General features: G+C 60.7%; 11 protein-coding genes. 2 read left to right on the top strand and 9 right to left on the bottom strand.

The genetic code is table 11. From position 1 onward, the window contains the following. Nucleotides 1-594: 594 nt before the first annotated feature. On the bottom strand, nucleotides 595-789 hold the full coding sequence (locus tag DT23_RS15760) for a hypothetical protein (protein ID WP_038132733.1): 195 nt from the start codon (nucleotides 787-789) through the stop codon (nucleotides 595-597). A gap of 363 nt (nucleotides 790-1,152) precedes the next feature. On the opposite strand from DT23_RS15760, the gene DT23_RS15755 reads away from it, so the two are divergent. Both DT23_RS15755 and DT23_RS15750 read left to right on the top strand, forming a co-directional pair. Beyond that, nucleotides 1,153-2,019, top strand: coding sequence for a lytic transglycosylase domain-containing protein (locus DT23_RS15755; protein ID WP_038132731.1), 867 nt, complete (start codon nucleotides 1,153-1,155; stop codon nucleotides 2,017-2,019). A gap of 2 nt (nucleotides 2,020-2,021) precedes the next feature. Next, nucleotides 2,022-3,443: a UbiA family prenyltransferase gene (locus DT23_RS15750; protein ID WP_038132730.1), complete on the top strand. Its 1,422-nt coding sequence runs from the start codon at nucleotides 2,022-2,024 to the stop codon at nucleotides 3,441-3,443. 132 nt (nucleotides 3,444-3,575) lie between these two features. On the opposite strand, the gene DT23_RS15745 is transcribed toward DT23_RS15750, so the two are convergent. The 8 genes from DT23_RS15745 to topA all read right to left on the bottom strand — a co-directional run bounded on the left by DT23_RS15745 (nucleotide 3,576) and on the right by topA (nucleotide 13,103). Beyond that, nucleotides 3,576-4,310 (bottom strand): SDR family NAD(P)-dependent oxidoreductase, encoded by a 735-nt coding sequence (locus DT23_RS15745; protein ID WP_038132726.1) that lies wholly within the window; start codon nucleotides 4,308-4,310, stop codon nucleotides 3,576-3,578. Further along, on the bottom strand, nucleotides 4,307-5,605 hold the full coding sequence (locus DT23_RS15740; RefSeq protein ID WP_038132724.1) for an FAD-binding oxidoreductase: 1,299 nt from the start codon (nucleotides 5,603-5,605) through the stop codon (nucleotides 4,307-4,309). Before DT23_RS15740 ends, DT23_RS15745 begins: the two co-directional genes overlap by 4 nt. 23 nt (nucleotides 5,606-5,628) lie before the next feature. Then, entirely contained in the window at nucleotides 5,629-6,624 is a 996-nt protein-coding gene (locus DT23_RS15735) for a lysylphosphatidylglycerol synthase transmembrane domain-containing protein (protein WP_038132722.1), read from the bottom strand. Nucleotides 6,625-6,741: 117 nt separating this feature from the next. After that, on the bottom strand, nucleotides 6,742-8,112 hold the full coding sequence (locus tag DT23_RS15730) for an aspartate aminotransferase family protein (protein ID WP_038132720.1): 1,371 nt from the start codon (nucleotides 8,110-8,112) through the stop codon (nucleotides 6,742-6,744). Between the two features lie 132 nt (nucleotides 8,113-8,244). Continuing rightward, the gene (locus DT23_RS15725; RefSeq protein ID WP_038132777.1) at nucleotides 8,245-8,727 is read right to left on the bottom strand and encodes an Lrp/AsnC family transcriptional regulator; all 483 of its coding nucleotides are present in this window, start codon (nucleotides 8,725-8,727) and stop codon (nucleotides 8,245-8,247) included. Nucleotides 8,728-8,859: 132 nt separating this feature from the next. Then, nucleotides 8,860-9,489: a 3-oxoacid CoA-transferase subunit B gene (locus tag DT23_RS15720; RefSeq protein WP_038132719.1), complete on the bottom strand. Its 630-nt coding sequence runs from the start codon at nucleotides 9,487-9,489 to the stop codon at nucleotides 8,860-8,862. After that, nucleotides 9,489-10,226 carry a CoA transferase subunit A gene (locus tag DT23_RS15715; protein ID WP_038132718.1) on the bottom strand — a complete coding sequence of 246 codons (738 nt, stop codon included), beginning with the start codon at nucleotides 10,224-10,226 and terminating at the stop codon, nucleotides 9,489-9,491. Before DT23_RS15715 ends, DT23_RS15720 begins: the two co-directional genes overlap by 1 nt. Nucleotides 10,227-10,379: 153 nt before the next feature. Then, the gene (gene topA / locus DT23_RS15710; RefSeq protein WP_038132716.1) at nucleotides 10,380-13,103 is read right to left on the bottom strand and encodes a type I DNA topoisomerase; all 2,724 of its coding nucleotides are present in this window, start codon (nucleotides 13,101-13,103) and stop codon (nucleotides 10,380-10,382) included. Nucleotides 13,104-13,238 lie beyond the last annotated feature (135 nt).

Genomic DNA, 13,238 nt, shown 5'->3' with positions numbered 1-13,238 from the left:
ATCCGGTGTGAACGGCGCACCGTTTACATACTGGCAGTGATGAGTGCTGTGCGTGTTTTGCTAGCATGCCCACGCCGACCGCCAGGCTTGTGAGTAGTTTTGATACACAAATCGGATGAAGGGCAGGCTTTCCCCTTCTTTGAACGGGCGTCTTTTACGGCCTCGGTGTTGGGTATGGCCAAGGCTGTGAAACGGGTGAGGACTGCGTTGTGAGTTTGGTTTTTCTTTTGCCCTGCCCATGAAAGTCCCGGGCCATGACGGATTGAGCCAACGGTTCGGTGCATTTCATCTACTGCCGGGAAGTGCATTGCGCGCCACGTTGCGGGCGGGGGAGCAGATCATGACATTTGCACGTTTCGTGGGCTCTATCCCTACCCCTTGCAGATAGGCAACACGAGCATCGACTACACGACGGGTCATGATTTTATGGCCCGTGCCTCCAAGATTTTGTCGTCGCCTGTACATAGATGTGAAGAATCTCGAAAATCTGTTGGTTTTTTAACGAGGGTTTAACAATCAGATGCTCAGAAAATAAGAGCCGCACCCGAGGGCGCGGCTCTGAAGCAAGGCAGCAAGTCTGCCAAGCAGGGACTATTAGAAGTTGGTCGTGATCTCGACGCCGGTCAGGTAGCTACCGATATTGGTCGTCAGCACGCCGGTCTTTTTGCTCACCAGGGTCAGCGCAGCAGCGCCAAGGCCAACAACGGCTGCGGTCAGCACAACCCAGTCAACGGTCACAGCGCCGTCTTCTTCGTTGTGGAACTTTTTGAGTTTGAAAAATTTCATCATGGGTCTTCTCCTAGGTTTGCTTTGCACATCCGCGCCTCGAGTTCTCGACCAGTTCTGACGTTGGTCCCCGTCTTGCGGCATGGGTACATATGGCCCCCAGAAGGTGGCGGGATTGGGGCAAGGGTGGGGAATTTTTACGAAGGCTTAATTCTTTTGGAGATTGATCTCTAAGTCGTTGAATTATATCGATAACTTATTAAGAAAAACCTTCGATATCTCCCAGCTTCGCTGTTGCTTCATCACCGCTTTGGCGCGAATCATTCCGCTGAGTGCTTGATTTTCTGGATTTTTTTGCTCTGGTTCCCTTATAATCAGGACAGACGCGGCCGTTAGAGCTGCGCGGGGCAAAGAGCGGGTGGCGCAATGCGCGCGATACAGGCAGTGACGATTGCAGTCTTTGCGGCGATGGCCGCTGTGCCGGTGTGGGCTGATATGTCCACGCCGACCGTGAATCATTGGAAAGCGAAACGCGTTGTGCCGCCGAAGCCGGGCACAAAGCGATTCATTACCATCCAGATTGATCCTGCCGAGCAGCAACGCGAGTTGGCCGCGATGTCAAAAGCGCCTTGGCAGCCCGTGACGAAGCCGTCGGCTGATGGCGACAAGAAGACCAGCGGCGGCCCAAGCGCGCCCCGAGGGCGTGCGAAATATGCTTGGTATTGGAATAAGGTCTCGCCCAAGCTGGAAGATCGTTCAGGGCGCTTTGAAACCGCGGTGGCGGCATTGTCTCAGGGGCCAGAAGGTAAGGCCGTGCGCGCACCGCGTCTGGCGGATCTTGCCAAGATCGCCCAAGCCCACGGGACCGACATTTTAAAGGCCACGATTGGAACCGAGGTGTCGCCCGCTCTGGTGCTGGCGATGATCTCGGTGGAATCGGGGGGTAATCGCGCCGCCGTCAGCCATGCTGGCGCAGTCGGGTTGATGCAGTTGATCCCGGCAACCGCAGATCGGTTTGACGTCGAAGACAGCACCGATCCAGCACAGAATATTTCGGGCGGGGTGACCTATCTGAACTGGCTGATGAAAGAGTTTGACCGCGACCCGCTGATGGTGATCGCGGCTTATAACTCGGGTGAGAATAACGTGAAGAAAAACGATGGCGTCCCGCCATTCGCTGAGACGCGCGATTACGTGCCCAAGGTGCTGGCCGCTTGGGCGGTCGCGCGGGGCTTGTGCCTGACGCCACCGCAGCTGGTGAGTGACGGCTGCGTATTTCGGGTGAAAGGTTAAGAATGACTCAGAAGAAACCCCTTGTGCTGGATGTCGATGGCACATTTTTAAAGACCGATCTTTTATTCGAAGCATTTTGGGCCGGACTTGGTCGCGCGCCGCTGCCGACACTACGCGCCGCCGCGCGTTACTTTTCGCAGCCCGCCAAGCTTAAGGCGGAACTGGCGCGCATCGTGACGTTGCGCCTTGATCTGATGCCGGTGACGCCCTCGGTGGCGGCTGAGGTTGCGCAGGCAAAAGAAGAGGGGCGCGAGGTCGTGCTGGCCTCGGCCTCTGATGAAACGCAGGTCAAGACGCTGGCGGCTGCCCATGATCTGTCCGAGCGCGTGTTTGCATCGGACGGGCAGACCAACCTCAAAGGCGAGGCCAAGGCGCAGGCGCTTGTTTCGGTCTATGGCGAGAAAGGCTTTGACTACGCGGGCAATGAAGCCACCGATATGGCGATCTGGACCCATGCCGATCGCGCCTATGTCGTGGGCGAGGTGGCGGCGGTGAAACCTCTGCCGAAAGTGACTGAACTAGAGGGCGGCTGGTCATGGCGTGGTTTGCTCAAGGCAATTCGACCCCATCAATGGGTCAAGAATGTGCTGTTGTTGCTGCCGCTGATCGCATCGCACCGCTTCGATCTGGATACCCTCGGGCCGATTCTGCTGGGCATCATTGCGTTCTCTTTCGCAGCCTCGTCGATCTATATCATCAACGATCTGCTCGATCTCGAGGCCGACCGCCTGCACCCGAAGAAATGCCGCCGCCCCTTCGCAAGCGGCGCTGTGCCGATCCGGGTCGGCATGATGGCGTGTGTGGTGCTGGCTGTCAGCGCGCTTGGCATTGCCGCGGCGCTGAATTGGGCGTTCTTCGGCATCGTGGTGCTTTATACGCTTACATCCCTCGCCTATTCCCTGAAACTCAAACGAATGCGCTGGGTCGACATCGCCACGTTGGCCTCGCTTTATACGATTCGCGTCGTGGCGGGGGCGGCTGCGGGGCAAGTGGATGTGTCGGTTTACATGCTGATCTTCATCTTCCCGGTGTTCATCGCGCTTGGCTGCGTCAAGCGGCTGACTGAACTGACGCTCGCGACCTCGGATGAGCGCCTGCCCGGGCGCGGCTATGGCCGGGGGGACCGCAGCGATCTGGTGAATGTCGCGGGACTCGGAGTGTTCGGCGCTCTGCTCGTGTTCTTCCTCTACACAGTCTCGGATCAAGGAGAGGTGCTTTATCCCGACACTTGGCTGATGTGGATCGCGATGATCCCGCTCGGTTGGTGGCTGATCCGCATGGTCGCGCTCGGCTGGTTTGGCAAACAGGATTACGACCCGATTGTTTTCGCGATGCGCGACAAGTTCGGCCTCGGGCTGATCATGATCATGCTGTCGCTGATGTTCTGGGCAGCTGGCCTTTGGGCGCAATGGTTCGGCGGCTAAGGTTGACGGCGCGCGCTGGGGGTTTCACACCCCCAGACCCCCGTGGAGTATTTCGGGCCAGATGAAAGAAGATCTCTTTTCATCTGGCTAAAAATACTCCCGCCGGAGGCATCCGCGCGTGAGGCAAGCGCCTTAGATCGACATTTTCTTGAAGATCGGTTCCGGGATGACCCGGATAATCCCCATCACCAAGCGCCAGATTTTGCGCGTGTAAAGCACGTTGGTCTTGCGCGCGAGGCCGTTGAGGATGTCATCGGCCACCGCGTCGGGTGTCGTCATCAGCGGCAATTCCATGCCATAGGTCATCGGCGTATCCACCGGGCCGGGCTTGATCGTCATCACATGCACGCCCGAACGCCCCAGACGGTTGCGCAGACCTGACAGGTAGGTGGCAAAGCCCGCTTTGGCCGCGCCGTAAACATAGTTGCCAAGTCGTCCACGATCCCCCGCGACCGAGCCGACCCCTGCAATCGCGCCGCAGCCGCGTTCTTCCATCAGCGGGGCGAGCATTTGCAGGAAGGTCGCGGGGCCGGTCAGGCTATCGGCCAGCACGCCCTCGATCATGTTGGGATCGGCGTCGATTGCCTCTTGCTCGGGCATCGAGCCTGTGAAGACGGCGCAGTTCAGTTCGCCCTCTTCATCGCGCAGCCGGGTGATGAGGTCGCCATAGTTGCTGTGATCGCGCGCGTCAAATGTCATCACTTCGGCCATACGTGCCCCGCGCAGGCGGCAATCGGCAGCGATTGCCTCAAGCTCGGTCTGATTGCGACCGGCCAGAAACATGCCGTGGCCTTGGGCGGCGAGTTTGCGGATCACGGCGCGGGCAATGCCCGAGGTCGCGCCCAAGATAATCCAGCTGCTGTTCATGTCGCACTCCTGAGTTTCAATCGGCGGGTCATGTCGGTTTCCAATGCCCCCGCCGGGTCGGCCTTGGCCACTTCTGTCTGCCATTTCGGCAAATCCGGATACATCGCGGCGATCTGCGCGCCTTGCGCCAGACTGTCCTTGGCGAAATACAATCTGCCCCCGGCCTCGGCGGCGCGCGCCTCGAGCCGTTTGATCAGTGCGCGCGCGGCGGGGCGATTGGGAAAGTCGATGGCGAGCGTGTAGCCCTCCATCGGAAAGCTCAGATACCCCGCGCGCCCCGGCCCCATACGTTTAAGTACCGCCAGCGGCGAGGCCAGCCCCGACCCCGCGATCTCGGCCAGCATCGCGCGCAGGCTGTCCGCGGCCTCTAGCGGCACGACGCATTGAAACTGGTGAAACCCGCGCTTGCCATAAAGCCGGTTCCAGTCATGGATCTTATCGAGCGGGAAGAAGAAATCCTGCAACGGGCGCACGACCGAGCGTCCGCGCGCAGGCACCCGATAGAAATAGGCCTGGTTGAAGGCGCGCACCACCGGGGCGGCTAGCGCGAAATGCGGGGCGTCAAAGGGCACTTTGCGCGCACCTTTCGGTTTGCGCACGAGGCCGGAGGCGCTTTCGCCCTCTTCGACGATCCCGCGCCCAAGGGCCTCGCCCGTCGCGGTGGCGTCGATCCAGCCTACGGTGTAGCTGGCGGTCGAGGCATCCAGCAGCGCCAGATGCGTTTCCCAATCGGGTGCGCGGCGTTCGGTGACCAGCATGACATCGCCCGCGCAACGCTGCATCTTGATCGTCGCGCGCAAGATCACTCCGGTCTGGCCCAGCCCCCCGACGGTCGCCTTGAACAGGCGTGTGCCGGGTTTGACGCTGATTTCCTGACCGTTTTGTAACAGGGTGATCTGACTGACGTGTTGACCAAAACTGCCCATATGATGGTGGTTCTTGCCATGCACATCTTGCGCAATGCAGCCGCCAATAGTCGCAAAGCCGGTGCCCGGCATTACGGCGGGCAGCCAGCCGCGCGGGGCAAAAGCGGCGGCGATCTCGCCGATGCGCGCTCCGGCCTCAACCTGCAACTGGCCGGTGTCGGGATCAAAGGCGATCAGCCTATCGAGCCCACTCATATCAACCGCGCGCCCGTCGGAATTGAGCGCCGCATCCCCGTAAGAGCGGCGCATGCCAAAGGCGGGGGCGGCCTCAAGCCGGTTAAGGGCGGCACGCGTATCAGGGCGCGCAATTGCTCCCTTGGCGCGCAAGGCACGGCCCCAGCCAGCGTAATCAGTGTCTTTCCAGTCCATCTTACTGCTCGTCTTTATGGGCCTTATTTCCGGCCCTTTTGAGAGGCGCGCTCGGCCAGCGGAAACACCGCCAGACCGATTGCAATGGCAAACCACAGCGTGGTCAGCCGGATAACGGCGGTGGCGGGCACCGAGACTTCAAGCGGCACGCCATCCAGCGAAAGCAAAGCGACCATTGCGGCCTCTGCTCCGCCCAGCCCGCCCGGTGCGCCGGTCAGCCCGCCCGCCAGCGTCGAGAAGACAAAAATCGCGACCGCTTTCCACAGCCCGATATCAGCGCCCATCCAGCCCAGCAGCAGGTGAAAGGCATAACCCTCGGCCAGCCAGCCGATCAGCCCAAGGCCAAGCGCTGCGATCAGGGTCGGCCCGTGGGTAAAGCGCGACAACGAGCGCGCCGCCCCGCGTGCGCGCGCAAAGAGCCGCGCGGCGCGACCCGTAGCGCGGTAGAAATAGGTGATCAGCGCGGCCAGAAGGCGCGGGCGTGTGGCGATGATCGCCGCGCCAAACGCCAATAGCGTGACAGGCAAAGCGCCTGCAATCCCGCCTGCGGCAAGCGACACTGACAGCCCCAGAATCAGCGCCATCACGGCGAGATCCCCAGCTCGATCCATCAGCACGAGTGGCGCGGTTCGCTCCACCGCCCAACCGGTTTCGCGTTTGAGCCAGCGCATCCGCACCAGTTCGCCCACGCGACCCGGCGTGACCGACATCGCGAATCCACCCAAGAAATGGCGGGCATCCTGAAACAACCCGGTGGGCAGGCCAAGACGGTGCGCCAGCACATGCCAACGCAGCGCGCGCAACAGGTAATTGGCCAGAGACAGGCCCAAAAGCCCGGCGATCTGCCACAGATGCAAACGCCCGATCTGATCAAGCGTCTCGCGCCAGCCCGTGGCCGAGACCAAGCCGATCAGCCCGATCCCGAGCAACACCAAAAGCCCGCCCAGCAATGCGCGATCTCGCCATTTGTGGGGCAGGGGGCGCTTGGGCGCGGGTGTATTTTCAAAGGTGCTGCTCATTGCCCCGGTTTTAGCGACAGATCGGGGCAGGAATATGGCGTTGTTTCGCAAGAAGCGACAAAATTTAGGGGCGACCCGAGATGAGCCGCCCCCTTTCAGATGTTTAGGTCGTTCAGCTTAGCCGAGCACGGATTTCACAGCCTCGGCGGTGGTTGCAACGATCTGATCGGCCTCGGCCTCGGTCAAGCAAAGCGGCGGTGCAAAGCCCAAAATATCGCCCTGCGGCATCGCGCGTGCGATCACGCCGCGTTCGACCATCGCGCCCGCCAGTTTCGCACCGATCTTGTCGGCGGGATCAAAGAATGTCCGCGACTCACGATCTTTCACAAACTCGATCGCGCAGAGCATCCCCTCGCCGCGCACATCGCCGACATGGGCGTGGTCGCCAACCGCATCGCGCATCGCATCGTTCAGGTAATTCCCCACCGATCCGGCATTCGCGACCAGCCCGAGCTTGTCGATTAGCTGCAGGTTTGCCACGCCCGCCGCCGCCCCGATCGGATGCGCCGAATAGGTCCAGCCATGGCCGATCGGGCCGTTTTCATCCGTGCCCTGTTCCAGAACTTTCCACATCTTTTCGCCTACGATGGACCCCGAGAGCGGCGCGTAGGCCGAGGTCAGACCCTTGGCGATGGTAATCAGATCGGGCTTCATGCCGTAGTGATCCGAGCCAAACATCGTGCCCAGTCGGCCGAAACCGGTCACCACCTCATCGGCGACCAGCAAGATGTCGTGCTTGTCCAGCACGGCTTGGATCGCTTGCCAATAGCCTGCGGGCGGAGGCACGATGCCGCCGGTGCCCAAGACCGGCTCGCCGATAAACGCCGCGATGGTGTCGGCCCCTTCGCGCGCAATCAGCGCCTCAAGCTCGGCCACGCAATGGGCGGTAAACTCGGCCTCGGTCATGTCGGCCTTAGGGCGGCGGAAGTAATAGGGCGCCTCGGTGTGGACCACCTGTGCCAGCGGCAGATCGAATTTCTTGTGAAACAGCTCAAGCCCTGTCAGCGAGCCCGTCATCAGCCCCGAGCCGTGATAGCCCCGCCAGCGCGAGATGATCTTCTTCTTCTCGGGGCGGCCAAGGATGTTGTTGTAATACCAGATCAGCTTGACGTTGGTCTCGTTCGCATCCGACCCTGACAGACCAAAATAGACCTTGGACATGTGGGCGGGCGCGCGCTCCAGCACCATATGGGCCAGTGTGATCGAGGCCTCGGTGCCATGCCCGACATAGGCGTGATAATAGGCCAGCTCCTTGGCCTGCTCGGCAATCGCATCGGCAATCTCGGTGCGGCCATAGCCGACATTCACGCAATACAGTCCGGCAAATGCATCCAGCAGCTTGTTGCCGTCGCGATCCTCAATGAACACGCCATTGCCGCCCGTGATGATCCGCGTCGGAGTCTCGCCACGCGCATGCTGGGCGAGATGGGTCGAGGGATGGAAAAAGCTTTCGCGATCCCATTTGTCGAGTTGGTCATTGGTCAGCATGCTCTCTCCTTTGGCTGTCAGGCGGGGCGGTGTTGCCACCCCCGTTTCGTCCCGAGAGTGCCGGAAATCGCGTCAGATAACAGTCCAAAAGGACTGGCGAGGCACTGGATATGGACTGATATTGGCGGGCGGCTAGTCCGATTGGCCTGCAAGCAAGGCAAAGGGCGGGGCCGAGGGGCCCTTAACCTGTTTTGTCACGATATAGGTGAAATACCGCGCGATTCCGATGCGCGCATCCAGCATGGTGTCGATCAGAGTTTGATAGGCCTCAATGTCGCGGGTGATGATGTGCAGTAGATAATCAAACCCGCCCCCCAGCGCCCAACAGCCCACGACCTCGTCATGCCGCTCAAGCGCGCGCTCGAACCGTTGAAAGCTGGCCGCCGTATGATCCGTCAGCTCGGCGGCAACGAACAGCGTCACATGCGGACCAAGTTTGCGCAGGTTGAATTCGGCGCAGTAACGGGTGACCAGCCCGTGTTTTTCCAACTTCTTCAGCCGCTCCCATGCGGGCGTGGCCGAGAGATTGATCTTTTCCGCCAGCACCGCCTTGGATACGCGCCCCTCACGCGCCAAAACGCGCAAAATTTCAATATCGCGGTGGTCGAGCTTGATCATGGCGCGAGCATAGGGACTGGCGCGCCCCTTTCCAAGACAAAGGGCGAACCACACGGCCCGCCCTTCCTCTTGATCGAAATATCCCGGGGGGAGCCCGGAACGGGCGGGGGGCAGCGCCCCCTTTCCGGCTCAGTTGACGATGGTCGCCTCGGTCGCGGCGCGCAACTCGTCTTCGGTGACGCCTTCGGCGGTCTCGACGATCTTCAGCCCACCTTCGACTACATCCAGCACACCCATGTTGGTGATGATGCGATTGACGACGCCCGTGCCCGTCAGCGGCAGGGTGCAAGCCTTGAGCACCTTGCTGTCGCCGTGTTTGTTGGTGTGATCCATGACCACGACCACACGGCCAACGCCCGCGACCAGATCCATCGCGCCGCCCATGCCTTTGACCAGCTTGCCCGGGATCATCCAGTTCGCCAGGTCGCCATTTTCGGCCACTTCCATCGCGCCCAGAATCGCCATCGCGATCTTGCCACCCCGGATCATGCCAAAGCTCATCGAGCTGTCAAAATACGAGGTTTGGGGCAGTTCGGTGATCGTCTGCTTGCCCGCATTGATCAGATCGGGGTCTTCGTCGCCCTCATAGGGGAATGGCCCCATGCCGAGCATGCCGTTTTCCGATTGCAGTGTGACGTTCACACCCTCGGGGATGAAGTTCGGCACCAAGGTCGGGATGCCGATCCCGAGGTTCACATAGGTGCCGTCTTGCAGTTCTTGCGCGGCGCGCGCCGCCATTTGATTGCGATCCCAAGCCATCAGACTTCCTCCCCCGTGCCCGCAGGCGTTTTGCTCTTTTCGCTGCGGGGCCGTACCGTACGCTGCTCGATGCGCTTTTCCTGCTCGCCTTTGATCAGACGATGCACATAGATGCCCGGCAGGTGGATGCAGTCGGGATCGAGTGAGCCGACGGGCACGATTTCCTCGACCTCCATCACGCAGGTCTTGCCGCACATCGCGGCGGGCGGGTTGAAGTTGCGCGCGGTCTTGCGGAAAATCGCGTTACCGGTCTCATCGGCTTTCCACGCCTTGACGATCGAGACATCGGCAAAGATACCTTCTTCGAGGATATAGGTTTCGCCGTTGAACTCCTTATGCTCTTTGCCCTCGGCAATCACGGTGCCCACGCCCGTTTTGGTGTAAAAACCGGGGATGCCGTGACCAGCAGCGCGCATGCGTTCGGCCAAAGTGCCTTGCGGATTGAACTCCAGCTCCAGCTCGCCGCTCAGATACTGGCGCATGAACTCGGCGTTCTCGCCCACGTAAGAGGACATCATCTTCTTGATCTGTTTGGTATCCAGCAGTTTGCCCAGACCAAATCCGTCCACGCCGCAGTTGTTGGACGCGATGGTGATGTCTTTGACCTTGCTTTCGACCAGCGCGTCGATCAGCAATTCGGGAATGCCGCACAGGCCAAAGCCCCCGGCAGCGATCAGCATCCCGTCGAAGAGCAGCCCATCCAGAGCCTCCTTCGCAGAACCGTAAACCTTGTTCATGAATTCCTCCGCTCATTTGCGCGCGATCCTTGCAAGGGGGCGCAGCGGAGTCAATTGCCGCAATGCAGCGCGTGCACGGATTGCAGTCACTTTCATGCGGGCAAAGGGACGCGCCCGGCATATGGGCCGGGCGCGCAGTGGGGCAATGCGCCCTCACTCGTCCTCATCAGCAGCCTTCTTCGCCGGGGCCTTCTTGGCCGCCGGTTTTTTAGCGGCTGCTTTCTTGGCGGCAGGCTTTTTAGCAGCCGGTTTCTTGGCTGCCGCTTTTTTCGGAGCAGCTTTCTTTTTCGCGCCGCCCTTTTTGGCCGCTTTTGCCGCGATCAGGGGCAGGGCCTCTTCCATCGTGACGGCTTCGGGTTCGATGCCGCTGGGCAGGGTCGCGTTGATCTTGCCCCATTTCACATAAGGCCCGTAGCGCCCCGGCATGACCTGCACCGGTCCGCCATCGGGATGCTCGCCCAGTTCCTTGATCGGCGTGGCCGCAGCACCGCGCCCGCCCTTGGCTGCCTTTTGGGCAAGCACTTCGACAGCGCGGTTCATGCCGATGGTGAAGACCTCATCGACATCGGGGATATTGGCGTAAACGCGCCCATGTTTCACATACGGTCCGTAGCGCCCGATGCTGGCCTCGACCAGCTCGCCATCTTCGGGGTGCGGGCCGATTTCGCGCGGCAGGCTCAGCAGCATCAGCGCCTTTTCAAGGTCGATTTCCTCGGGCTTCCAGCCTTTGGGCAGCGAGGCACGCGGCGGCTTGGGCACATCCTCGGTCGGCTCGCCCTTTTGAACATAGGGGCCGAAACGCCCGACGCGCAGGGTAATCGGCTGATCGTCGTCATAGCCCAGAACCTTGCCGTCCAGCGCCTGCAACTCATCATCGCCATCAGGGGCCGACAAGGGGCGCGTAAAGCGACATTCGGGATAATTACCACAGCCGATAAACGCCCCGCCCGAGCGCGCGGTTTTCAGATGCAACTGGCCCTTGCCACAGAGCGGGCAGACCCGCGGATCAGACCCGTCGGGGCGCGGGGGGTAGATGTGGGGGCCGAGAACCTCGTCGATCTTGTCGAGCACTTCTGTGATGCGCAGTTCGGAGGTTTCCTCAAGCGCGGCTGAGAAATCCCGCCAGAATCGCGCCAGAACCTCTTTGTAATCGCGATCCCCGGCCGAGATGTCATCCAGCTGATCTTCCAGATCGGCAGTGAAATCATACTCGACATAGCGTTTGAAATAGTTGCTTAGGAACGCCGTGACCAGCCGCCCGGTATCTTCGGGAAGCAGGCGGTTCTTGTCCTTGCGCACATAGCCGCGATCCTGAATCGTCGTCACGATTGAGGCATAGGTCGAGGGCCGCCCGATGCCGAGTTCTTCCATCCGCTTGACCAGTGTGGCCTCGGTATAGCGCGGCGGGGGCTGGGTGAAATGCTGCGCACCCAGCACCGCGCCAAGCCCGTCGATAATCGCCGCCGGGCAGCGGCGCAGCGCGCCCCCGTCAGACTCGATCACAGCGTCTTCGTCGCCTTTGGCTTTGGTGAATGCCTGCTCGAAAGAGGCCTTCGCGGGGGCCAGCGCCTCGCCCTGCGCGATTTGCGGCAAGCGGTTAGCATCCTCGCCTTCATCGTCGTCGCGGCCCTGATCATAGACTTTGAGGAAGCCGTCAAAGGTCACGACCGACCCGGTTGCGCGCAGCTCGACCTGCTGGTCATCCGAACCGATCAGAACGGTGGTGCGCTCGAACCGCGCGGCCTCCATCTGGCTGGCAATCGTGCGCTTCCAGATCAGGTCATACAGCTTGAACTGATCATCAGCGAGCTTAAGCTGATCGGGGCTTTTGGCCATATCCGTCGGGCGAATACATTCATGCGCCTCTTGCGCGTTCTTGGCCTTGTTCTTGTAGATGCGCGGGCTGTCGGGGACGTATTTCGCGCCGAACTTATCCTTGATCGCCTCACGCGCGGCTGTCACGGCCTCGGGGGCCATGTCGATGCCGTCGGTGCGCATATAGGTGATGTGCCCGGCCTCATAAAGCCGCTGTGCCGCCGACATTGCGGCCTTGGCGCCCATGCCGAATTTGCGGCTGGCTTCCTGTTGCAGCGTCGAGGTCATGAACGGCGGGTAGGGGTTGCGCGAGGCGGGCTTGGCCTCCACCGAGGTCACCGCCAGATCGCGCGAGCTGACCGCCTGCACCGCCATTTCGGCAGCGGTTTCATTGGCCAGATCGTATTTTTCCAGCTTCTTGCCAGCCAGAACGGCCAGACGTGCCTCAAATTCCTGACCGCGCGGGGTCAGAAGTTTCGCCGCCAGGCTCCAGTATTCGCGCGCCTTGAAGGCCTCGATTTCCATCTCACGCTCGACGATCAAGCGCAGGCAGACCGATTGCACGCGCCCCGCCGATTTCGCACCGGGCAGCTTGCGCCACAGAACAGGCGACAGGTTGAACCCCACGAGATAATCTAGCGCGCGCCGCGCCAGATAGGCCTGAACCAGCGGCCCGTCGACCTGGCGGGGATGTTTCATTGCCTCTTGAATTGCCGATTTCGTGATCGCGTTAAAGGTCACGCGGCTGACATTCTTACCCTTAAGCTTCTTCTCCAGCGCCTCTTGCAAGTGCCACGAAATCGCTTCGCCTTCGCGATCAGGGTCAGTTGCAAGGATCAGCGTGTCGTCATCCGCCAATGCATCGGTGATCGCCTTCATGTGCTTTTTGGAGTCGCTCGCGACTTCCCATTTCATCTCGAAATCGTTGTCCGTATCGACCGAACCATCCTTGGGCGGCAGGTCGCGAACATGTCCGAACGAGGCAAGAACAGTGTAATCAGACCCCAAATATTTGTTGATCGTCTTGGCCTTAGCAGGAGATTCGACGACGACAACGGCCATAATGGTCCTCACAATTCTTAGGGTAAATGCTCTGGGCGCGGAACATGTGGGGGTTTGGGGGCGATTGTCAATGCGGCGGTTTTCTTGAGCCTTGCGGGAATCGCTATGGGCCTGTTCAATGAGAGCACTCGGTTG

Origin of the sequence: Thioclava indica (assembly GCF_000714545.1) — a bacterium.
Taxonomy (GTDB): domain Bacteria; phylum Pseudomonadota; class Alphaproteobacteria; order Rhodobacterales; family Rhodobacteraceae; genus Thioclava; species Thioclava indica.
The sequence above is the reverse complement of the archived record's forward strand: the minus strand, read 5'-3'. Positions and strand labels throughout refer to the sequence as shown.

What these genes read in the sequence shown, in the direction of transcription:
- DT23_RS15750 (WP_038132730.1), top strand. Translation starts at nt 2,022, where the DNA reads ATGACTCAGAAGAAACCCCTTGTGCTGGATGTCGATGGCACATTTTTA.
- DT23_RS15730 (WP_038132720.1), bottom strand. Translation starts at nt 8,112, where the DNA reads ATGCTGACCAATGACCAACTCGACAAATGGGATCGCGAAAGCTTTTTC.
- DT23_RS15735 (WP_038132722.1), bottom strand. Translation starts at nt 6,624, where the DNA reads ATGAGCAGCACCTTTGAAAATACACCCGCGCCCAAGCGCCCCCTGCCC.
- DT23_RS15720 (WP_038132719.1), bottom strand. Translation starts at nt 9,489, where the DNA reads ATGGCTTGGGATCGCAATCAAATGGCGGCGCGCGCCGCGCAAGAACTG.
- DT23_RS15745 (WP_038132726.1), bottom strand. Translation starts at nt 4,310, where the DNA reads ATGAACAGCAGCTGGATTATCTTGGGCGCGACCTCGGGCATTGCCCGC.
- DT23_RS15740 (WP_038132724.1), bottom strand. Translation starts at nt 5,605, where the DNA reads ATGGACTGGAAAGACACTGATTACGCTGGCTGGGGCCGTGCCTTGCGC.
- DT23_RS15760 (WP_038132733.1), bottom strand. Translation starts at nt 789, where the DNA reads ATGATGAAATTTTTCAAACTCAAAAAGTTCCACAACGAAGAAGACGGC.
- DT23_RS15755 (WP_038132731.1), top strand. Translation starts at nt 1,153, where the DNA reads ATGCGCGCGATACAGGCAGTGACGATTGCAGTCTTTGCGGCGATGGCC.
- DT23_RS15715 (WP_038132718.1), bottom strand. Translation starts at nt 10,226, where the DNA reads ATGAACAAGGTTTACGGTTCTGCGAAGGAGGCTCTGGATGGGCTGCTC.
- topA (WP_038132716.1), bottom strand. Translation starts at nt 13,103, where the DNA reads ATGGCCGTTGTCGTCGTCGAATCTCCTGCTAAGGCCAAGACGATCAAC.